This is a genomic window from Streptomyces yangpuensis (assembly GCF_001005295.1).
GTDB classification, from domain to species: domain Bacteria; phylum Actinomycetota; class Actinomycetes; order Streptomycetales; family Streptomycetaceae; genus Streptomyces; species Streptomyces yangpuensis.
The window spans coordinates 104,860-124,844 of sequence record NZ_LBMK01000003.1; the positions used below are offsets into that span (position 1 = coordinate 104,860).

A 19,985-nucleotide genomic window follows, 5' to 3' on the forward strand; every position below is an offset into this window, starting at 1 on the left:
TGTCACCGCGTCACCTGCGCCTGCGCGCCGTCCCGAAGACGGAGCGCGAGATCTCCCGGCCCAGCTGTGTACCGATGGACCGGGCCAGCGAGCGGAACAGCCCGCTGCCCACCACCTGCTCGACCAGCGAGGGGTCCTCCTTCGGGGCGCCGCGTCCCGTGCCCCTGGCGGCTGTCTTCGAGGCCTGCTTCTCGGCCTCCGCCTCCGCCGCGGCCGCCTCCGCCCGGGCCTCCGCGGCGGCCTGCTCGGCGCTGATCCTCTCGTACGCCGACTCGCGGTCGACCGGCTCCGCGTAGCGCGGCCAGAGCGGCGAGGACTTCACCGCCCGGTCCAGCTCCGCCGCCGGTACGGGCCCCATCAGGGACTGCGGGGCGCGCAGCCGGGTCGCGGCGACCGGGGTGGGGGCGCCGTTCTCGCTGAGCACGGTGACGACGGCCTCGCCGGTCCCCAGGGCGGTGAGCAGCTCCTCCAGGTCGTAGGCGGAGTGCGGGAAGGTCTTCACGGTCGCCTTCAGCGCCTTGGCGTCGTCGGGGGTGAAGGCGCGCAGGGCGTGCTGCACGCGGTTGCCGAGCTGGGCGAGCACGTCGGCAGGCACGTCCTTGGGGGTCTGCGTGACGAAGAAGACGCCCACGCCCTTGGAGCGGATCAGCCGGACGGTCTGGGTGACCGACTCCAGGAAGGCCTTCGAGGCCCCGCTGAAGAGCAGGTGCGCCTCGTCGAAGAAGAAGACGAGCTTGGGCCGGTCCAGGTCGCCGACCTCCGGCAGGTCGGTGTAGAGGTCGGCCAGCAGCCACATCAGGAAGGTGGAGAAGAGCTGCGGCTGGTCCTGGACCGCCGGGAGTTCGAGTACGGAGACCACCCCGCGGCCGTCGGCGGCCGTGCGCAGCAGCTCGCTCGTGTCGAACTCGGGCTCGCCGAAGAACTGCGTGGCCCCCTGCGCCTCGAACGCGGTCAGCGCCCGCAGGATCACCCCTGCGGTCACCGTGGACAGTCCGCCGATGCCCTTGAGCTCGGCCTTCCCCTCGTCGGAGACGAGGAAGGCGACGACCGCGCGCAGGTCCTTGAGATCGATCAGCTCCAGGCCCTTGGTGTCGGCGTAGTGGAAGATCAGGCCGAGGGACTGCTCCTGCGTCCGGTTGAGCTGGAGCACCTTCGACAGCAGCACCGGGCCGAAGGCGGTGACGGTGGACCGGACCGGGATGCCGGGGCCGATCCCGCCCAGCGAGTAGAACTCGCCCGGGCATCCGGTGGGCTGCCAGCTCTGGGCCACCTCCCGGGCCCGCCGGCCGGTCCGCTCGCCGGGCACCCCGGGCGCCGTGATCCCCGAGACGTCGCCCTTGATGTCCGCGAGGAAGACGGGCACGCCGCCCGCCGACAGCTGCTCGGCGATGAGCTGGAGCGTCTTGGTCTTGCCGGTGCCGGTGGCGCCGGCGACCAGCCCGTGCCGGTTGAGCATGGACAGGGGGATGCGGATCTGACGGTCGGGCAGGCATACGCCGTCCCAGAGGAGGGCTCCCAGGTCGAGCGCGGGTCCGGTGAAGGCGTACCCGGCGGCGATCCGCCCGGCGGGGCCCGCCGCGTCCGCCGCCGCATCCGCCGCATCCGCCGCATCCGCCGCATCCACCCTGTCAGCCACGCCCGCCTTGCCCGTCTTGCCCGTCTCGGCGGCGGTGGCATCGGTGCTCTCGCTCATGGATCACTCCCCAAATAGCACTGTCCGTCACTTTTGCACCACCCTTGCGAGGCTGCGCCCGCAGGCACGGGCCCGGTAGGCTTTCCGTGTGATCTTCAAGCGCATCGGAAGCGGGCGGCCGTACCCCGACCACGGCAGGGAAACCACCCGGCAGTGGGCGGACGTCGCGCCGCGCCCGGTCCGGCTCGACCAGCTCGTGACGACCAAGGGCCAGCTGGACCTCGAAACGCTGCTCGCCGAGGACTCGACGTTCTACGGCGACCTGTTCGCCCACGTCGTGAAGTGGCAGGGCGACCTCTACCTGGAGGACGGGCTGCACCGCGCCGTGCGCGCGGCCCTGCAGCAGCGTCAGGTGCTGCACGCCCGCGTCCTCGAGATGGACTGACGCTTCGCGTAGATTGCGCCTTTCGGGTCACCATTGACCTATCAGCAGATCATTTAGTAGGCATCGCCACCGGCTCGCACTACGCTGCGCCCATGAGCATGCTCACTCCCCCCGGCATGGGCGGAAAGTACCGCGTCACGGGGACCGCCTACCCCCGCATGAGCCGTAAGCGGAGCCGACGACGGATCGTCCTCGGCGTGCTCGGCTCGGTCCTCGCGCTTGCCCTGGTCGGCTACGGGGCACTGCAGCTCATCGACGTGTTCCAGGGCGATGGCCCCAAACGGAACACGGCTGCCGGTGCCAAGGACTGCCCGACGAAATCTCCCGAGGCCGCCGCCAAGCAAGGCGCCCCCGCGGCCGCCTCCGCGGCGTCCGCACCCGCCCGACCGGCGGTCGTGCTCCCCCAGCCCGGCACGATCACGGTCAACGTCTACAACGCGACCCCGCGCGCGGGCCTGGCCAAGGCCGTCGGCGACGAACTCGCCAAACGCGGCTTCGTCATCGGCAGCGTCGGCAACGCCCCGGCCGACTTCGACAAGAAGGTGCCCGGGACCGGAATACTGCTGGGCTCCCCCGCGACCGACAAGGCCGTCTACGCGGTGCTCGGCACCCAGCTCCCCGGCACCACCCAGCAGACCGACGCCCGTGAGACCGCGGACGTCGACCTGATCCTGGGCGACGCCTTCAAGGAGCTCAGCACGAAGGAGGACGCGGACAAGGCCCTGGCCCTCCTGGCCAACCCCGTGCCCGCGCCCGCCAAGAACTGCTGAGCCCGCCGTACGGCGGCTGCGGCGGCCCGCCGGGGCCGCCGCAGCGCCCGGGGGCTACTCCGCCGAGCCGTACATCCGGTCGCCCGCGTCGCCCAGACCCGGCACGATGTAGCCGTGCTCGTTGAGCCGCTCGTCCACCGCGGCCGTCACGACCGTCACCGGCGTGCCCGCCAGGTCGCGCTCCATGACCTCGACCCCCTCGGGCGCCGCCAGCAGCACCACGGCCGTGACGTCGTCGGCGCCGCGCTTGATCAGCTCCTGGATCGCCGCGACGAGCGTGCCGCCGGTGGCGAGCATCGGGTCCACGACGTAGACCTGGCGTCCGGAGAGGTCCTCCGGCATGCGGGTCGCGTACGTGGAGGCCTCCAGGGTCTCCTCGTTGCGGACCATGCCCATGAAGCCCACCTCGGCGGTCGGCAGCAGCCGCACCATGCCGTCGAGCATGCCGAGGCCGGCCCGCAGGATCGGGACGATCAGCGGCCGGGGGGCCGAGAGCTTCACGCCGGTGGTCGGGGCCACCGGGGTCTCGATGTCGGCCTGCTCGGTGCGCACGTCGCGGGTGGCCTCGTAGGCGAGCAGGGTCACCAGCTCGTCCGCGAGACGCCGGAACGTCGCGGAGTCGGTGCGCTTGTCGCGCAGGGTGGTGAGTTTGTGCGCCACCAAGGGGTGATCGACGACCTGCAAACGCACAACATCCTCCAAAACTCCTGCGACCAGCAAAAACGGCCGCCCGACGCGACCTGCACCCAAAAGGCTACGCGCTGACGCGCCCCCTTCGCGTCCCCAGCGCCGGCCACGCCCGCGGCGGCCTGCGGATGCGGCCCGCGCGGACGCCCAGCACGCTGGACTGATGAGCAGCAACGCACCGGTGATCGCAGCCGTCGACGGGTCGGAGCACAGCCTGGTGGCCCTCCAGTGGGCGCGGGGTGCCGCGCTGCGGCACGGTGCGGAACTCCTCATCGCCCATGTACTGCCCGACCACGCCCAGTTGTACGCGGGCCGCCGGGCGTCACTGCACGACGCCCGGCAGCCCGGCGAGTTCGCCGACCCCGTGGGCGACTGGGTCCGCGGCGTGCTGGGCGACGGCCCCGCGCTGCCCGAAGAGGTCCGGTACGAGTCGCTGGAGGGCTCCGTCCCCGAGGCACTGCGCGTGATCGGATCCGGCGCCCTGATGCTGGTGATGGGCTCGCGGGGGCGCGGCGGCTTCGCCAGCCTGCTGCTCGGATCGAGCAGCAGGGCGGTGGCGTCGACCGCCCCGTGCCCGGTGGTGGTCGTCCCGCACGCCGAGCGCAACGCCGCCGCGACCATCGCCACGACCGCCTCCGAGCCGTCCGCCGGACGCGTGGTGCTCGGTCTGCACGCCGCCGAGACCCCCGACGACGTGCTGTCCTTCGCCTTCGCGGAAGCGGCCGTGCGGGGGACCACCGTCCAGGTGGTCTCCGCGTACGCCGTCCCGCCCGCGCCGGCCCTCGTGATCGACCGGCCCTTCGAGGTGATCCCGCCCGAGGGGCTCGCCGACGAGGGCGACGGCGTACCGGCCGAGCGGGAGATGCTCCGGTCCCAGACCGAGCGGCTGGCGCCGCTGCGCACCCGCTACCCGGACGTCCCCGTGGAGCAGGCCGCGGTCCCCGGCGACGCGGCGGGACGGCTCGTCGACGCCTCCCGGTCGGCGGCCCTGGTGGTGGTCGGCCGCCACCACCCGCGGCGCACCGCCATGTCCCTGCAGATCGGCTCCGTGGCCCATGCCGTACTGCACCACGCGCACGGCCCGGTGGCGATCGTCCCGACCCTCAAGGACGACGTCTGACCTGCACAGGGGTGGCATCAAACGCCCTGTCCGGGGGAAGGTGGATGCAGGGGGAAACGACCGACCAGCCCAGGGTGGTGGCCGATGCCCGACACGCAGCCGAGCGACGACACTCCGGAGACGGCGGCGCAGCGCCGAGCACGCCGCGCACAGTTCCTGCGTGACCTGATGGAGGCCCGCGCGCTGCGCGATCGCGTACAGCCCCGCCGCGCGCGTGCGGCCCGTATGCGCCAGCAGATGCGCATGCGCACGTTCCGCTGGTGATACGGGGCCGCGCGGCGCGACACGAGCGGCCCGTCGGGCAACCGGCGCGGCCCCCGGCACCCCGGAACGCCCCGGCGCCGCAACCCCGCACCGGCCCCGGCGGGGGACGGCGCGGCACGACGCAAGCGCGGAAGACCTCTCGCAACGCCGCCGTTTCTGCCACGATGCCGATTGGGCGGGGCAGGGCGGCGAGCAGCACGGCCGCTTTCGTCCCGTCCTCCGGCCGGGGGGATCTCCAACCGGCACGCCTAAGACCAGTGGGAGAGTCACGGTGTATTTCGCCGCACTGCTCGCGCGCACCGAAGACGGGTGGGAAGCGAGCGACATGGAACTCGACGACGTCGAGTCCCTCAGTGATCTGATCGATCTCGCCCGTTCCGCCGCTGTCGACGACGACACGGTGGTCGCCCTCATCGAGCAGGAGGACGCCTGGTTCGGCGTCGTCCGCGTGGACGGCGAGGAGGACCCGCGGTACTTCGTGTCGAACGCCGCCGCGGCCGCCCGCAGCTCCTACGGCTCGATGCTGACCAAAGAGCTGCTGGGCAGCGACGAGGAGGACGACGAACTCGACGAGCTGGACCTGGACGGCACCGAGGACGGCGAGGAGGAATCCATCGCCGCGTTCACGGACGAGGACGCCGACGAGGACGGGGAGCGCGGGGCCGGCTCGGAGCCGGTACCGGCCGGCCCGCTCGGCGACCCCCGGCTGCTGGACGACCTCGGCGTGACCAACAAGCAACTGATGACCCTGGACGGGGACGCCCTCACGGAGATCGCCGAGTCCCTCGGCGCCACCGAGGTCCTGGAGGCCGTCCGCTAGTGCTCACCGCGAACACCACCGATCCCGTGGATCCCGTGCGGGACCCGTGGCGGGACTCCATGCGCCTGGCGCTCCAGGAGGCCGCCCGGGCGGTGCCGGCCGGCGATGTGCCGGTCGGCGCCGTCGTGCTGGGCCCGGACGGCGAGATCCTCGCCACCGGTTACAACGAACGCGAGGCGAGCGGCGACCCCACGGCGCACGCCGAGGTCCTGGCGCTGCGCAGGGCCGCCGCCGAACTCGGGGAATGGCGGCTTCCGGGATGCACCCTCGTGGTCACCCTGGAGCCGTGCGTCATGTGCGCGGGCGCGCTCGTGCAGGCACGGATCGCCCGGGTCGTCTACGGCGCGGACGACGACAAGGCCGGCGCGGCCGGGTCGCTGTGGGACCTCGTACGGGACCGCAGGCTCAACCACCGGCCGGAAGTGGTGCGCGGTGTGCTCGGCGAGGAGTGCGCACGGCAGCTGACGGACTTCTTCCGCGACCTGTGAGCCGGCGTCGGCGCACCGATTTCAGCGGATGGGGTTCTTTAGGCTAGGATCCATCTCGGTAGTGTGTCCGAGTGGCCGAAGGAGCTCGCCTCGAAAGCGAGTATGGGGCAACCCATCGGGGGTTCAAATCCCTCCACTACCGCTTCGATCGAGAGCCCCGCCCCGCAAGGGTCGGGGCTCTCGACGTTTCCGACTGACATCCGGGTGCGCTCCGGGCAGGTTTTCGGGTGGGCTTCCGACCGGCTTTCGGGTGGGCTCCCGATCGGCCCTCCGGAGGACAGCGGCGTGACCGCCCGCCCCCTCGGCCGTTGTCACGGCATGACCAAGACCCAGCGCATCCTCGCCGCCTTCGCCCTCGCGGGGGCCGCCGCGGGCCTCGCCGCACCCGCCGCCTCCGCGGACACGGCCCCGATCTCCCCGCTGACCCTCCCGGATGTGCCGATCCCGTCGCCCGGGACGCCCGCGGGGGTCCAGCCCGCCTCCGTCCAGGAGGTCGTCGGGAAGGTCGGCGACGGCGCCAACGGGCTCAACGCGCTGACGGACCTGCCCAACCAGCTGGCGCCCGTGATCGCCCCCGTACAGCCCCTCACCGACCTGGCCGGCGCCATCCAGTAGCCGCCGCTCCGCGGGCGCACAGGAAGGGCGCACCCACGGGTGCGCACGAAGAAGGCCCCGACCGGGGCCGGGGCCTTCGACGCGCTTGCGGGGGAAGTGGCATCGGGGGGACAAGCCACTTCCCCCGACGAGGACGGACCTGCCGGCCCGGCCGCAGTCAGGGGGAAGCTCGCGGCCGGACCCCGCAGTGAGGCCCTGTCCCCCACCCACCGGTTTCCTGCCAGAACCGGTGGGCTCACGTCCATCCTGCGTCCGCCCCGGCCGGCGACCGACCGGCAAAAGACCCGGAGCACCGGGTCATTGGTCCTTAAAGGACAGGTGAGTGGCCAAACCCGACCGGTTAGACTCACCCGACTTGCAAGGACCGGTTGGGGAGGCCGCCCGCACGTGGACACCAAGAAGCTCATCACCGGTGCCCTCACCGTATTCGCCCTCTTCGTGATCATCACCCAGCCGAAGCGAGCCGCCGAGATCGTGGAAATAGGCTTCCAGGGGATATCGGATGCCGCCTCCGGCATCGGCGAGTTCATAACCGAACTGGTGCGCTGACCCGTACGCCGAAGCGGTTCCCGGACTTCCGGCCCCCCACTCGACGGGTGGGGGGCTTTTGCGTACCCACCGCCGGGCATAATGCCCGGATATGCCCAACTTGCCGTCAACACGGCGATATACGGTGCTTGCGCACAGTGCACATCTCTTGTGATGCTATGACCGCTTTTGACGGATGAGTTGACTGAAGGGGTGGCGTGACCGTGCCGGCCAGTACTGCGCCTCAAGTGCCACCCCAGCAGGACCCCCAGGTACCGCCCCAGCAGGAGCCCCGCACCGGAAGCCGCCAGGGGCAGCCGCCCGGGGAGCCTCCGGCGGCCCCTCCGGCCGGCTCTCCGGCGGTCCCTCCGGCCGGCCCTCCGGCGGTCCCTCCGGCCGGCTCTCCGACAGCTTCACCGGCAACCCCTTCGACAGCCTCCCCGACGGCCTCTCCGACAGCCTCTCCGGCAGCCCCCCGGCCCGCGGGCCGCGGCGCGGACACCCGGGCCCTCACCCAGGTCCTGTTCGGCCAGCTGAAGGGCCTCCAGCCGGGCAGCAGCGAGCACGCCCGGGTGCGCGGGGCCCTGATCGAGGCGAACCTCCCACTGGTGCGCTACGCGGCCGCCCGCTTCCGCAGCCGCAACGAGCCGATGGAGGACGTGGTCCAGGTCGGCACCATCGGCCTGATCAACGCCATCGACCGGTTCGACCCGGACCGCGGCGTGCAGTTCCCGACCTTCGCGATGCCGACGGTCGTGGGCGAGATCAAGCGGTACTTCCGCGACAACGTCCGCACCGTCCACGTACCGCGCCGGCTCCACGAGTTGTGGGTGCAGGTCAACGCCGCCACCGAGGACCTCACCACCCTGCACGGCCGTACCCCGACCACCGCCGAGATCGCCGAGCGGCTGCGCATCACCGAGGACGAGGTGCTGTCCTGCATCGAGGCCGGGCGCAGCTATCACGCGACCTCACTGGAGGCCGCGCAGGAGGGCGACGGCATGCCCGGGCTGCTGGACCGGCTCGGCTACGAGGATCCCGAACTGGCCGGGGTCGAGCACCGCGACCTCGTGCGGCATCTCCTCGTACAGCTGCCCGAGCGTGAACAAAGGATCCTGCTGCTCCGGTACTACAACAATCTGACGCAGTCACAGATCAGTGCCGAGCTCGGTGTCTCGCAGATGCACGTCTCGCGACTGCTGGCGCGCAGCTTCGCCCGACTGAGATCCGCAAACAGGATCGAGGCGTAACCGTAACGGGCGTAGATCATTCGCCTTTTTCCCGACAGAACGGGCTGATCACGCTCTGCCCCCTTCTGTCGTCGGAACTATATGTCGACATGGCGCTACAGCGCGTTGCCGACATGTGACATTCTGCGTGAACCGCGTTTGCCGCGGCCCCGCCTCCGGTATTCAGGTGGAAGCTGCGTTCCTCTGACGGGCGCGCCGTACGCGACCGTCCGCGACCTCAAGGGGGTGGCATGTCCGTAGACCAGGGCAGCTCCAAGGTGCTCACGCTCGTAAAGCCCGTGACGCCGCCGGCTGTTTCCGAACGCTCGGAAGCCATCGACACCCGAACCCTCTCCCGCTCGCTCTTCCAGCGGCTCTCCACCCTGGACGCGGACAGCCCCGAACGGGCTTACGTACGCGACACCCTGATCGAGCTGAACCTGCCTCTCGTGCGGTACGCCGCCGCCCGCTTCCGCAGCCGCAACGAGCCGATGGAGGACATCGTCCAGGTCGGCACCATCGGGCTGATCAAGGCGATCGACCGGTTCGACTGCGAACGCGGCGTGGAGTTCCCGACGTTCGCGATGCCGACCGTCGTGGGCGAGATCAAACGATTCTTTAGGGACACCTCCTGGTCCGTGCGCGTTCCGCGCCGGCTCCAGGAGCTGCGCCTGGCGCTGACCAAGGCCAGCGACGAGCTCGCCCAGAAGCTGGACCGCTCGCCGACCGTCCCCGAACTCGCCGCCGTGCTCGGCGTTTCGGAGGAGGACGTCGTCGACGGCCTCGCCGTCGGGAACGCCTACACGGCCTCCTCGCTCGACTCGCCCTCCCCGGAGGACGAGGGCGGCGAGGGCTCGCTCGCGGACCGTCTCGGCTACGAGGACACCGCGCTCGAAGGCGTCGAGTACCGCGAGTCCCTGAAGCCGCTGCTCGCCAAACTCCCGCCCCGGGAGCGGCAGATCATCATGCTGCGGTTCTTCGCGAACATGACGCAGTCGCAGATCGGCGAGGAGGTCGGCATCTCCCAGATGCACGTCTCCCGGCTGCTGACGCGCACGCTCGCGCAGCTGCGCGTGGGCCTCATCGGGGACTGACGCGAGGGGTGGGCGGTCCGGCATCCCGGCCGCCCGACCGCTGCCGGGCGCTTCCCAATTGACGAGCCGTCAGGAACACTGGCTCGATGCGAACGGGATCGCGCGCGGCCACCGCCCTGCTCGCCCTGTGCTGCACGGCTGCCGCCGGCCTCACCGGCTGCGGCGGCCCGGGGCGCGAGGGCTTCTCCGCCGTGGGCGCCGCCGCCCCGGGTCCCGAACGGGGCGCGGGGGAGAACGTCGCACCGCAGGGTGGGGTGGAGTTCCAGCAGCTCGGCGGCCCGCCGGCGGCGGGCGGATCCCCCGCAGCACCCGGTACGTCGGCCACACCCCCGGGACCGGACGGCGCGGGCGGCTCCACCCCGGGCGGAGCCATGAGCGCCGCCCCCGGCGGCCCGGCAAGCACCCCCGGATCCACCGGCGGCCCAGGACGTACTCCCACACCGCCCGGAACTCCCGGCGCACCCGTCCCCGCGAACCCCACCGGCCCCACCGGCCCCACGGGGCCGACGAGCCCCGGCGGGCCGCCCCCGCCCAGCAGGCCGGGCACCACGCCCCCGGCGCCGTCGCCCCCGGCCACCCCGGCGCAGCTGACGTTGTCCGCGCCGGTCCGGTCCGCCGCGGCCAACCGCTGGTGCGAGCGGGTCGCCGTGACCTTCACCAACACCGGCACCACCGCGGCCCGTTCGGGCACGGTCAGCTTCGCGACGCACGTCATCGGCGCCCTCGGCATCGACTGGGCCACGATCACCACGACCCAGCCGCTCCCCGCGCCCATCGCGGGCGGAGCCTCGAAGACGCAGACCTACACGGTGTGTCTGGAGCCCTGGCGGGTGCCGCTGGGCATGCACGTGGACACCCGAAAGGTCACCGCGACCTGGAACTGACCGGCGCGGAGCCGGTCGGCTGCGGCATTCCGCGCCGCTTTCAGCCCAGGACCAGCCAGGCGGCCGCACCGATCACGAGCACCAGCGCGAGGACCAGCGCCACCTTCACGGCCGGCCCCGGCCCCTTGGCGGCGTCCTGCTCGGCGCGACGCTGCTGGCGCGCCCCCGGGCCCGCCTGCCGGGCCGGTGCGGCTTCCTCGACGAAGGCCCGGAACATCTGGGTGCTGCCCGCCGGGTCGTAGTTGCCCTCGGGAACCTGTGAGTTGTGGTTGTCAGCCATGGAGCAGGACCCTAGCCGGTTTTCCGATTCCTTTACCGCCCCGCCCCCGGATTCATTTGCCTGTAGCAACCACCGACTCTTATGGTTGCCTCAAGCAACAAGATGGGGGTCGCCCGGTGCCTACACAGACCATGCAGACGACGCGGACCGCGCAGATCACGCGGACCACACAGACCACTCCGCACGAGGAGCTGGCCCGTCGGCTCACCGGCATCGGTGCGGTCAAGCGTGAGCTCGCCCGCAACCTGCCCGCGGACTGCCCGCCCGGCGCCGCCGCCGTGCTCACCGTGCTCGACCGGCACGGGGAGATGCGGCTGAGCCGGCTGGCCGACCTCATGGCCGTCGACATCTCGGTCACCAGCCGGCACGTCACCCACATCACCGCCCGCGGCTGGATCGAGCGCGAGCCGGACCCGGGCGACGGACGCTGCCGCATCCTGCGGCTCACCCCGGCCGGCCGGGCGCTGCTCGCCGAGATCGGCGCCCGGTACACGGCCGCCCTGGAGAGAGCTCTCCACGACTGGTCCGTCCAGGACATCGACGTACTCAACACCCTGCTGGCCCGACTCCGATCGAGCTTCTAGAGAAAGGAAGGACATGGCCCCGTCGGAGAAGACCACCGACCCCGCGTCCACGTCCGCGTCCGCGTCCGTTTCCACATCCACTTCCACTTCCACGTCCACCGCCGTGGACATGACCCATCCCCAGATCATGAAGGCGCTGTCCGGGCTCATGCTCGGCATGTTCGTGGCGATCCTGTCCTCCACGATCGTTTCCAACGCCCTGCCCCAGATCATCAGCGACCTCGGCGGCACCCAGTCCTCGTACACCTGGGTCGTCACCGCCGCCCTGCTGTCCATGACGGCCGCCACCCCGCTGTGGGGCAAGCTGTCCGACCTCTTCAGCAAGAAGCTGCTGGTCCAGATATCCCTGGTGATCTACGTCCTCGGCTCCGTGGTCGCGGGCATGTCCCAGAACACCGGCACGCTCATCGCCTGCCGCGTGGTGCAGGGCATCGGCGTCGGCGGCCTCTCGGCGCTCGCCCAGATCGTGATGGCCGCGATGATCTCCCCGCGCGAGCGCGGCCGGTACAGCGGCTACCTCGGCGCGGTCTTCGCCGTCGCCACCGTCGGCGGCCCGCTGCTGGGCGGCGTCATCACGGACACGGAGTGGCTGGGCTGGCGCTGGTGCTTCTACGTCGGCGTACCCTTCGCGATCATCGCGCTGATCGTCCTCCAGAAGACTCTCCGGCTGCCGGTCGTACGGCGCGACGTCAAGGTCGACTGGCTGGGCGCCTTCCTGATCAGCGCCGCCGTCTCGCTGCTGCTCATCTGGGTCACCCAGGCCGGCGACTCCTACGAGTGGATCTCCTGGCAGACCTGGGCGATGACGGGCGGCTCGGTGGTCCTCGGACTGCTCTTCGTCCTCGTCGAGTCCCGTGCGAGCGACCCGATCATCCCGCTGCGGCTCTTCCGTAACAAAACCATCACCCTCGCCTCCACGGCCTCGCTGTTCGTGGGCATCGCGATGTTCTCGGGGACCGTGTTTTTCAGCCAGTTCTTCCAGTTGGCCCGTGGCGAGTCCCCCACGATGTCCGGGATCCTCACGATTCCGATGATCGCCGGGCTCTTCGTCTCCTCCACCGTTTCCGGTCAGGTGATCACCAAGACCGGCAGGTGGAAGGTCTGGCTCGTCTCCGGCGGTGTGCTGCTGACGGCCGGACTGGGGCTGCTCGGCACCCTGCGGTACGACACCCCGTACTGGCACATCGCGGTCTACATGGCGCTGACCGGCCTCGGTCTCGGCATGATGATGCAGAACCTGGTCCTCGCCACCCAGAACCAGGTGGCCCCCGAGGACCTGGGTGCGGCCAGCTCGGTCGTCACCTTCTTCCGCTCCCTCGGCGGCGCCATGGGCGTCTCGGCGCTGGGTGCGGTCATGGCCCACCGGGTCACCGACTACGTCCAGGACGGGCTCGCGGCCCTCGGCCCGAAGGCCGCGGCGGCCATGGGCCAGAACGGTACGGCCGGGGGCGGGATCCCCGACCTCGACAAGCTGCCCGCGCCGATCCGTGAGGTCATCGAGTCGGCGTACGGGCACGGCGTCGGCGATGTCTTCCTCTACGCCGCCCCGTTCGCGCTCCTCGGCCTGGTGCTGGTGGTGTTCATCAAGGAGGTCGCCCTGAAGTCGAAGCCGGCGGTCCACAGCCCGGCGGCGGCCTCGGACGGTGCCTCGCCCGCCGGGAGGGCGGGGACGGCAGGGAGGGCGGGGACGGCCGGAGCCGGCGAGGTTGCCGACGCCACCATGAAGGCCTGATACCCGCCTGAGCGCCTGAGCGCCGCCCGACAGCCGGGCGGCGCTCAGGTGTCTGCCGTGACCTGTGCCGTGGCCGTGGCGTTTGCCTCGGCTTCGGCCTTGGCCTCGATGCCCGCGAGCAGGACGTCGAGTGCCAGGCAGAAGTCGCCCTCGGATGCCCGGCGGACCGCGCCCCCGCATCCGTGCAGGAACTGCCGGACCGCCTGGTGGGCACCGGTCCGGGCGGCGCCCACCAGGCCGGTGGCGTCCATCAGCCGCTGGAGGGCCGCGTCGAAGGCCCGGGCGTGGGGGCCGATGTTCGGGTAGGCGGCGGTGAGCGGAGCCACCCACGGGTGGGCCGCCAGCACCCGCCGGTAGCCCCGGGCCAGATCCCTCAGCCCCTCCTGCCAGCCCGCCCCGCCGGAGCCGTACGGACCGGCCGGCAGGGGCTGCTCCCCCAGGACCCGGTCCAGGGCGAGTTCGAGCAGATCGTGCTTGGTGTCCACGTACCAGTAGAGGGACATCGCGGTGACGCCGAGCCTGGCGGCCAGCCGTCGCATCGAGAACCGGGTGAGCCCGTAGGCGTCGAGCAGTCGGGTGGTGGCCGCGGTGATCCGCTCCCGGTCGAGCCCCGAGGGTGCCTCGGTACGGCGTCTGGCGGGCCTGGCCACCAGCCACACGCTGGTCGGGTTCTCGCCTGGATCGGTCGCGGTCACCATGCGGGCACCCTCCTCGCGACGGCCGGACCAGCCCGGAATGCCCGGTCCGCCCCCTTGATGCTCGTAGGGGTGGGCCGGGCATTGCGGGCTGATCGGCGGGAGACCCCCTCGGGGTGTCCGCCCGCCGAACGACGGGGGATCAGGGATCAGGGATCAGGACGTCGGGGCCGTCAGGTCGTAGAAGGCGGCTCCGCCGACCGTGGACTCCTTGAACGTGGCCTTGACCCAGTTCTCGATCTCCGTGCTGGTGCCACCACCGGGGCCCGCGGGACCACCGCCGCCCCGACGTCCGCCGTCCTCGCCGGCGCCGGCGGCTTCGGTGGTGTTGCCGCCCTGGCCGATGAACCAGTGGATCTTCCCGTCCCGCACGTACTCCTTGAACTGCTCCAGGGTCGGCGAGGGGTCACTGCCGTTGAAGCCGCCGACCGGCATGACGGGGACGCCGGAGGCCAGCTGGTAACTGGCCGCGTTCTGCGAGCCGATGGCCGCCGCCGCCCAGGTGTAGGAGTCGGCTCCGGCCGTGAGCGCCGCCTTGGCCTCGCTGCTGACACGGGCGCCGTTGAGCAGGCCACCGGCGCCGCCGCCTCCGCCCGGGCCTCCGCCGGTCATGCCCCCGGTCATGCCGCCGGGGAAGCCTCCCGGGCGCTCGGCTCCGCGGCCGTCCGCTCCGGGCATACCGCCCTGGCCCTGTGCTCGCTGGCCGCCCTGGCCCTGGCCCGGCGGTACGGCGCCCTGCGGCAGCGCGCCACCGGGCTGCCGCCCGCCGTCCCGGCCGCCCTGCGGCATCCCGCCGAACCCGCCCGGGCCGCCCATCATCCCGCCGGGGCCACCCCGGCTGCCTGCCACCGCCGGTCCGGCGGTCACGATGGAGCCGGTGTGCCCCGTGCTCACGGTGGTCATGCAGTACGCGAACGGCCCGGCCAGGGCCGCCACCACCCCGAGACCCGCGGTGGCCCGCACCATCCGCCGGCCGGCCCGCCCCGCGAACGGCAGCGCCACCGCGGCGAGCAGCCCGCCCACCAGCACCACCCAGCGCAGCCACGGCAGGTAGCCGGTGGCGCGGCCGAGCAGGACGTACGACCAGACGGCCGTCAGCGCGAGCGTGCCGGAGAGGGTGACCACGGCCACCGCGCTGCCCCGCTCCTCCCACAGCACGGCGACGCCCATGCCGATCAGCGCGGCCACGAAGGGCGCCAGGGCCACGGTGTAGTACTCGTGGAAGATGCCCTGCATGTAGCTGAATACCACCGCGGTGATCAGCAGGGAGCCGCCCCAGGCCAGGAAGGCCGCGCGTGCCATGCCGTCCACCGAGTCCGTGGTGCGGCGGGCCCGCCAGGTGATCACCAGTCCGGCCACGAGCAGCACCAGGGCCGCCGGCAGCAGCCACGAGATCTGCCCGCCGATGTTGCCCGAGAACAGCCGGTCGATGCCGCTCTCGCCCCAGCGTCCGCCCCCGCCGGCGCCACCGGGGCCACCCGCTCCGCCGCCGACGCTGCCGGTCTCATTGCCGTTGATCCGGCCGAGGCCGTTGTAGCCGAGGGTCAGCTCCAGGAAGGAGTTGTTCTGCGAGCCGCCGATGTACGGGCGGGAGGAGGCGGGCCACCATTCGACCACGGCGACCCACCAGCCGCCCGCCACCACCATGGCCCCGCCCGCGAGCAGCAGCTGGCCGAGCCTCCGGCGCAGCCCGGTGGGCGCGCAGACGGCGTACAGCACGGCGAGCGGCGGCAGGATGACAAAGGCCTGGAGAGTCTTGGTCAGGAAGGCGAACCCGACCGCGACGCCCGCCCACACCAGCCAGCGGCTGTGGGCCCCTTCGAGAGCTCGCAGCAGGCAGTACACGGTGACGGTGAGCAGCAGGGTCAGCAGTGCGTCGGGGTTGTTGAAGCGGAACATCAGCGCGGCGACGGGCGTCAGCGCGAAGGCGGCCCCGCTCAGCAGCGCGGCTCCCGGCCCGAACTGGCGGCGTACGGCGGCGTACAGCACACCGGTGGTCGCCACTCCCATCAGGGCCTGCGGGACCAGGATCTGCCAGGAGCCCAGTCCGAAGAGCCGGACCGAGAGCATCATCGGCCACAGGGCGGCCGGGGGTTTGTCGACGGTGATGGAGTTGCCCGCGTCGGAGGAGCCGAAGAAGAAGGCCTTCCAGCTCTCGCTGCCGGCCTGGACGGCGGCCGAGTAGAAGGAGTTCGCGTAGCCGGAGGAGCCCAGGTCCCACAGGAGCAGGGCCGCGGTGGCGATCAGCAGCCCGGCAAGGGCGGGCCGCTCCCAGCGGGGCCGGGCGCTACGGGCGCCGGCCACGGCGGCCGGGAGGATCGGGAGTGCTGCCGTGGTCATCGGCCCTCCTTGGACGGGGAAGTGGACGCGGACAGGGGTGCTGCCGCGGCCGTGGCCGTGGCTGTGCGGGGGCTGCGGGGATCGGCGCCGCGCCGCTCGGGGAAAACCCAGGCGCGCAGGAGCAGGAAACGCAGCACGGTGGCCGCGAGGTTCGCGGTGATCAGCACGGCCAGCTCGGTTCCGTGCGCGGGATGGGGCGTGGCCGCCGCGAGGGCGGCGAGGGAGCCGCTGGTGAGAGCCAGGCCGATACCGAAGACCACCAGACCCTGGGCCTGGTGGCGTACGGCCCGCTCCCTGCCGCGGACGCCGAAGGTGAGCCTGCGGTTGGCCGCGGTGTTGGCCACGGCGGAGAGCAGCAGGGCAGCGCCGTTGGCGAGCTGGGGCCCGGCCCCGGCCCGGAAGGCGGAGTACAGCACCAGGTAGAGCAGGGTGGAGAAAACTCCGACGGTGCAGAAGCCGATGAGCTGGCGGGCGAGTCCGCCGTCCACTCCGGGCACCGCGGTGCGGTCACGGGGGTCGTCGCCGAAGGGGCGGGCGAGCCGGTCGAGGGGGAGCGCACCCACGGCCAGCGCCCGGCCCACGCGCCAGACGCCCTTGAGGTCCTCGGTGGCGGTCCTGACGATGTGCACGGTGGAGTCGGGGTCGTCGACCCAGTCGACGGGCACTTCGTGGATCCGCAGCCCGGCCCGCTCGGCGAGTACGAGCAGCTCCGTGTCGAAGAACCAGCCCGTGTCCTCCACCAGTGGCAGCAGCCGCTCGGCGACCTCGCCCCGGATGGCTTTGAAGCCGCACTGCGCATCGCTGAACCGGGCGGCGAGCGAGGACCGCAGCAGGAGGTTGTAGGCGCGGGAGACGAACTCCCGCTTGGCTCCCCGCACGACCCGTGAGGAGCGGGCCAGGCGGGTGCCGATGGCGAGGTCGGAGTGACCGGAGATCAGGGGGGCGACCAGCGGCAGCAGTGCGTTCAGATCGGTGGAGAGGTCCACGTCCATGTAGGCGAGGACGGGGGCGTCGGAACCGGACCACACCGTACGCAGGGCCCTGCCCCGGCCCTTCTCCGCCAGCCGGGTGCTGCGTACGCAGTCCAGTGCCGCGGCGAGCCCGGCCGCGACCTCGGGGGTGCGGTCGGTGCTCGCGTTGTCGGCGACCGTGATCCGGAAGGGGTAGGGGAAGGTCCGTGTCAGGTGGTCGTGCAGCCTGCGCACGCACGGCCCGAGGTCCTTCTCCTCGTTGAAGACCGGGATCACCACGTCGAGGACGGGCTCGCCGGGCACGGGTGCGAGGGGCGTCCGTGCCGGAAGGGCCCCGGGAGAGGTGTCGGTTGGCATGCTCCGACCCTCGTGGGGCCGCCTGTCACCTCATTGTGCTGAGCCTGTGGCCCGTCTGTGAGTTCGCCGCGAGCGGCAGTACGACCTCGAAGCAGGTCCGCCCCGGCCGGCTCCGCACGGCGACGCTCCCGCCGTGGGCCGTGACCACGGCCTGGACGATGGCCAGCCCGAGGCCGGTCGAACCGGCGGCCCGGGAGCGGGAGGCGTCACCACGGGCGAAACGCTCGAAGACCCGGGGGAGCAGCTCGGGCGCGATGCCCGGGCCGTCGTCCTCGATGCGCAGCCGGACGGTGGATGTTTCACGTGAAACATGGGCGGTGACGGTGGTGCCGGGCGGTGTGTGCGTACGGGCGTTGGCGAGCAGGTTGACCAGTACCTGCTGGATGCGGGCCGCGTCGGCGCGTACGGGCACGGGCTCCTCGGGCAGGTTCAGGCGCCAGTGGTGCTCGGGCCCGGCGGCCCGGGCGTCGCTGACGGTGTCGATGACGAGGGGGGCGAGGTCGGTTCCGGTTCCGGTGCCCGTGCCTGTGCCGGTACCGCCGTCACCGTCACCGTCACTGTCGCCGTCGCCGATGGACAGCGGGTGGCCGGCGTCGAGCCGGGCGAGCAGGAGCAGGTCCTCGACCAGGCCGGTCATCCGGGTGGCCTCGGACTCGATCCGGCCCAGGGCGTGCCGGGTGTCGGGGCCGGGCTCCTCGCGGCCCCGGCGGGTGAGTTCGGCGTAGCCGCGGATGGAGGCCAGCGGCGTACGCAGTTCATGGCTGGCGTCGGCGACGAACTGCCGTACCCGCATCTCGCTCTGCTGGCGTGCGGTGAGGGCGGAGGAGACATGGCCGAGCATCCGGTTGAGGGCGGCGCCGACCTGGCCCACCTCGGTGCGGGGATCGGCTTCGGCGTCCGGGACCCGTTCGTGGAGGGCGGGCTCGCCCTGGTGCAGGGGGAGTTCGGAGACGCGGGTGGCGGTGGCGGCGACCCGGCTCAGCGGACGCAGGGCGACGCCGACCAGGGCCTGCCCGGCGAGCGAAGCGGCGATCAGTCCGGCCAGGGTGACGCAGAGCTCGACCCCGACGAGGGTACGGACCGTGGAGTCGACCTCCCGGAGCGGGAAGGCGAGCACGAGGGTCCGGTCGGGGGAGACGTGCACCCGGTAGGCACCGAGGTCCGGAAGCTCCGCACCCACCGCCGGGCCGGGCGAGCCCTGCGCGGCCTTCTCGGCGGCCCGGGCGAGGGCCGCACTCTGGGCTTCGGTGAGGGACGGCGGAATCTGGTCGGGCGACCACCCCTCGTGGCGGGTGTTGCGGGCGCTCCCGAGGACCGCTCCGGTGTGGTCCAGCCGGATCCCGGTGGCGTCCACGGGGCTGCCGGGGGCCACGACGAAGCCCGCGCCGCTCTCCCGGGCCGCCTTCCCGCCCGGCATCCGGGCCGCCATCCTCATGGAGGTGGCCAGCTGCTCGTCGAGCTGGGTGACGAGGTACGAGCGCAGCGCAAGGGTGGTGACGGTGCCGATGGCCGCTCCCACCACGCCGATCAGGGCCACCGCCGAGACGACGAGCCGGGTCCGCAGCGACCAGGGCCGGCGGCCGCCCGGTCGCCGGCGCCCGCGCCGTGCCACTACTCGGCCGGCTTGATCAGATAGCCGGCGCCGCGCCGGGTGTGGATCATCGACGGCAGCCCGAGGCCGCTCTCCAGCTTGCGGCGCAGGTAGGAGATGTAGAGCTCGACCACATTGGCCTGGCCGCCGAAGTCGTAGGACCAGACCCGGTCCAGGATCTGCGCCTTGCTCAGCACGCGCCGCGGGTTGCGCATGAGATAGCGCAACAGCTCGAACTCGGTGGCGGTCAGGTGGACGTCCTGGCCGGCGCGCACCACCTCGTGGCTGTCCTCATCGAGGCACAGATCGCCGACGGTCAGGACCGAGCCGCCGCGGGCGGCCTGTGCCGCGCCCGAACGCCGCACCAGGCCACGCAGCCGGGCCACGACCTCCTCCAGGCTGAAGGGCTTGGTGACGTAGTCGTCGCCGCCCGCGGTGAGGCCCGCGATCCGGTCCTCGACGGAGTCCTTGGCGGTCAGGAACAGAACGGGGACCTGGGGGATCTCCCGGCGCAGCTGCCCGAGGACGGTGAGGCCGTCCATATCGGGGAGCATGACGTCGAGGACCACCACGTCCGGGCGGAAGCCGCGGGCGGCCCGCAGCGCCCCGGCCCCGTCGCCGGCGCTGCGGACCTCGCAGCCTTCGTAGCGCAGGGCCATGGACAGCAGCTCGGAGAGCGAGGCCTCGTCGTCGACGACGAGCACCCGGCAGGGCCCGCCGTCGGGCCGCACCAGGGCCGTGTGGTTACCGGTGGACGTGGACGCATGGGAGGTGGTCGTCGCAGTCATACGCACACGTTCCCCGGCGCCTCTGAGAGCGTTCTTGCCCCAACCTGTGAATTTCCTGAGAAACGACGGG

21 protein-coding genes and 1 tRNA gene are annotated in these 19,985 nt (G+C 72.2%); 14 read left to right on the forward strand and 8 right to left on the reverse strand.

The genetic code is table 11. The features are described from left to right. Window positions 1–10: 10 nt before the first annotated feature. Entirely contained in the window at window positions 11–1,693 is a 1,683-nt protein-coding gene (locus tag AAT21_RS15720; protein ID WP_079025731.1) for a helicase HerA-like domain-containing protein, read from the reverse strand. Window positions 1,694–1,781: 88 nt separating this feature from the next. Here AAT21_RS15720 and AAT21_RS15725 point away from each other — a divergent pair, with 88 nt between their 5' ends. Further along, window positions 1,782–2,078 (forward strand): type II toxin-antitoxin system VapB family antitoxin, encoded by a 297-nt coding sequence (locus tag AAT21_RS15725; RefSeq protein WP_008740979.1) that lies wholly within the window; start codon window positions 1,782–1,784, stop codon window positions 2,076–2,078. Between the two features lie 92 nt (window positions 2,079–2,170). After that, window positions 2,171–2,848 carry a LytR C-terminal domain-containing protein gene (locus tag AAT21_RS15730; protein ID WP_046777536.1) on the forward strand — a complete coding sequence of 226 codons (678 nt, stop codon included), beginning with the start codon at window positions 2,171–2,173 and terminating at the stop codon, window positions 2,846–2,848. A 54-nt stretch (window positions 2,849–2,902) separates the two neighbouring features. Here AAT21_RS15730 and upp read toward each other — a convergent pair whose 3' ends face one another. Then, window positions 2,903–3,538, reverse strand: coding sequence for a uracil phosphoribosyltransferase (upp, locus tag AAT21_RS15735; protein ID WP_030647077.1), 636 nt, complete (start codon window positions 3,536–3,538; stop codon window positions 2,903–2,905). A 160-nt stretch (window positions 3,539–3,698) separates the two neighbouring features. Here upp and AAT21_RS15740 point away from each other — a divergent pair, with 160 nt between their 5' ends. The 10 genes from AAT21_RS15740 to AAT21_RS15780 all read left to right on the forward strand — a co-directional run bounded on the left by AAT21_RS15740 (window position 3,699) and on the right by AAT21_RS15780 (window position 10,577). Next, a complete protein-coding gene (locus AAT21_RS15740; protein ID WP_046777537.1) occupies window positions 3,699–4,655 on the forward strand; it encodes a universal stress protein in 957 nt (318 codons plus the stop codon). Between the two features lie 84 nt (window positions 4,656–4,739). Further along, window positions 4,740–4,919 (forward strand): hypothetical protein, encoded by a 180-nt coding sequence (locus AAT21_RS15745; protein ID WP_030647083.1) that lies wholly within the window; start codon window positions 4,740–4,742, stop codon window positions 4,917–4,919. A gap of 271 nt (window positions 4,920–5,190) precedes the next feature. Continuing rightward, window positions 5,191–5,739, forward strand: a complete 549-nt coding sequence (locus tag AAT21_RS15750; protein WP_030957005.1) for a tRNA adenosine deaminase-associated protein — start codon at window positions 5,191–5,193, stop codon at window positions 5,737–5,739. A gap of 59 nt (window positions 5,740–5,798) precedes the next feature. Beyond that, a complete protein-coding gene (tadA, locus tag AAT21_RS15755; protein ID WP_046778376.1) occupies window positions 5,799–6,227 on the forward strand; it encodes a tRNA adenosine(34) deaminase TadA in 429 nt (142 codons plus the stop codon). Between the two features lie 57 nt (window positions 6,228–6,284). Next, window positions 6,285–6,369 (forward strand) — tRNA-Ser (locus tag AAT21_RS15760). Between the two features lie 143 nt (window positions 6,370–6,512). Further along, window positions 6,513–6,842 carry a hypothetical protein gene (locus AAT21_RS15765; protein WP_136230385.1) on the forward strand — a complete coding sequence of 110 codons (330 nt, stop codon included), beginning with the start codon at window positions 6,513–6,515 and terminating at the stop codon, window positions 6,840–6,842. A 387-nt stretch (window positions 6,843–7,229) separates the two neighbouring features. After that, on the forward strand, window positions 7,230–7,391 hold the full coding sequence (locus tag AAT21_RS38055; protein ID WP_167344740.1) for a hypothetical protein: 162 nt from the start codon (window positions 7,230–7,232) through the stop codon (window positions 7,389–7,391). Between the two features lie 227 nt (window positions 7,392–7,618). Continuing rightward, a complete protein-coding gene (locus AAT21_RS15770; RefSeq protein ID WP_412180321.1) occupies window positions 7,619–8,620 on the forward strand; it encodes an RNA polymerase sigma factor SigF in 1,002 nt (333 codons plus the stop codon). A 230-nt stretch (window positions 8,621–8,850) separates the two neighbouring features. Beyond that, the gene (locus AAT21_RS15775) at window positions 8,851–9,693 is read left to right on the forward strand and encodes an RNA polymerase sigma factor SigF (protein WP_030956999.1); all 843 of its coding nucleotides are present in this window, start codon (window positions 8,851–8,853) and stop codon (window positions 9,691–9,693) included. An 86-nt stretch (window positions 9,694–9,779) separates the two neighbouring features. Then, the gene (locus tag AAT21_RS15780; protein WP_046777540.1) at window positions 9,780–10,577 is read left to right on the forward strand and encodes a hypothetical protein; all 798 of its coding nucleotides are present in this window, start codon (window positions 9,780–9,782) and stop codon (window positions 10,575–10,577) included. Window positions 10,578–10,617: 40 nt separating this feature from the next. On the opposite strand, the gene AAT21_RS15785 is transcribed toward AAT21_RS15780, so the two are convergent. Then, window positions 10,618–10,857, reverse strand: a complete 240-nt coding sequence (locus tag AAT21_RS15785) for a hypothetical protein (protein ID WP_046777541.1) — start codon at window positions 10,855–10,857, stop codon at window positions 10,618–10,620. A 131-nt stretch (window positions 10,858–10,988) separates the two neighbouring features. On the opposite strand from AAT21_RS15785, the gene AAT21_RS15790 reads away from it, so the two are divergent. Further along, window positions 10,989–11,441 (forward strand): MarR family winged helix-turn-helix transcriptional regulator, encoded by a 453-nt coding sequence (locus tag AAT21_RS15790; RefSeq protein WP_046777542.1) that lies wholly within the window; start codon window positions 10,989–10,991, stop codon window positions 11,439–11,441. 109 nt (window positions 11,442–11,550) lie between these two features. Next, a complete protein-coding gene (locus AAT21_RS15795; protein WP_046778377.1) occupies window positions 11,551–13,173 on the forward strand; it encodes an MDR family MFS transporter in 1,623 nt (540 codons plus the stop codon). Window positions 13,174–13,217: 44 nt separating this feature from the next. Here the strand turns inward: AAT21_RS15795 and AAT21_RS15800 are convergent, their stop codons facing one another. From AAT21_RS15800 to AAT21_RS15820, 5 genes are all read right to left on the reverse strand, one after another. Then, complete coding sequence (locus AAT21_RS15800) at window positions 13,218–13,871, reverse strand: TetR/AcrR family transcriptional regulator (RefSeq protein WP_046777543.1); 654 nt, start codon at window positions 13,869–13,871, stop codon at window positions 13,218–13,220. Between the two features lie 153 nt (window positions 13,872–14,024). Continuing rightward, window positions 14,025–16,208 (reverse strand): glycosyltransferase family 39 protein, encoded by a 2,184-nt coding sequence (locus AAT21_RS15805; protein ID WP_046777544.1) that lies wholly within the window; start codon window positions 16,206–16,208, stop codon window positions 14,025–14,027. Then, complete coding sequence (locus AAT21_RS15810; RefSeq protein ID WP_046777545.1) at window positions 16,205–17,536, reverse strand: bifunctional glycosyltransferase family 2/GtrA family protein; 1,332 nt, start codon at window positions 17,534–17,536, stop codon at window positions 16,205–16,207. The genes AAT21_RS15805 and AAT21_RS15810 overlap by 4 nt, the downstream gene beginning before the upstream one ends. A gap of 25 nt (window positions 17,537–17,561) precedes the next feature. Next, window positions 17,562–19,148: a sensor histidine kinase gene (locus AAT21_RS15815; protein ID WP_046777546.1), complete on the reverse strand. Its 1,587-nt coding sequence runs from the start codon at window positions 19,146–19,148 to the stop codon at window positions 17,562–17,564. Next, window positions 19,148–19,915: a response regulator transcription factor gene (locus tag AAT21_RS15820; protein ID WP_046777547.1), complete on the reverse strand. Its 768-nt coding sequence runs from the start codon at window positions 19,913–19,915 to the stop codon at window positions 19,148–19,150. Before AAT21_RS15820 ends, AAT21_RS15815 begins: the two co-directional genes overlap by 1 nt. Window positions 19,916–19,985: the final 70 nt, after the last annotated feature.

Coding starts and splice junctions, on each gene's coding strand:
- AAT21_RS15795 (WP_046778377.1), top strand. CDS start 11,551: ATGACCCATCCCCAGATCATGAAGGCGCTGTCCGGGCTCATGCTCGGC.
- AAT21_RS15800 (WP_046777543.1), bottom strand. CDS start 13,871: ATGGTGACCGCGACCGATCCAGGCGAGAACCCGACCAGCGTGTGGCTG.
- AAT21_RS15730 (WP_046777536.1), top strand. CDS start 2,171: ATGAGCATGCTCACTCCCCCCGGCATGGGCGGAAAGTACCGCGTCACG.
- AAT21_RS15820 (WP_046777547.1), bottom strand. CDS start 19,915: ATGACTGCGACGACCACCTCCCATGCGTCCACGTCCACCGGTAACCAC.
- AAT21_RS15785 (WP_046777541.1), bottom strand. CDS start 10,857: ATGGCTGACAACCACAACTCACAGGTTCCCGAGGGCAACTACGACCCG.
- AAT21_RS15740 (WP_046777537.1), top strand. CDS start 3,699: ATGAGCAGCAACGCACCGGTGATCGCAGCCGTCGACGGGTCGGAGCAC.
- AAT21_RS15810 (WP_046777545.1), bottom strand. CDS start 17,536: ATGCCAACCGACACCTCTCCCGGGGCCCTTCCGGCACGGACGCCCCTC.
- AAT21_RS15745 (WP_030647083.1), top strand. CDS start 4,740: ATGCCCGACACGCAGCCGAGCGACGACACTCCGGAGACGGCGGCGCAG.
- tadA (WP_046778376.1), top strand. CDS start 5,799: ATGCGCCTGGCGCTCCAGGAGGCCGCCCGGGCGGTGCCGGCCGGCGAT.
- AAT21_RS15790 (WP_046777542.1), top strand. CDS start 10,989: ATGCAGACGACGCGGACCGCGCAGATCACGCGGACCACACAGACCACT.
- AAT21_RS15775 (WP_030956999.1), top strand. CDS start 8,851: ATGTCCGTAGACCAGGGCAGCTCCAAGGTGCTCACGCTCGTAAAGCCC.
- AAT21_RS15805 (WP_046777544.1), bottom strand. CDS start 16,208: ATGACCACGGCAGCACTCCCGATCCTCCCGGCCGCCGTGGCCGGCGCC.
- AAT21_RS15720 (WP_079025731.1), bottom strand. CDS start 1,693: ATGAGCGAGAGCACCGATGCCACCGCCGCCGAGACGGGCAAGACGGGC.
- AAT21_RS15780 (WP_046777540.1), top strand. CDS start 9,780: ATGCGAACGGGATCGCGCGCGGCCACCGCCCTGCTCGCCCTGTGCTGC.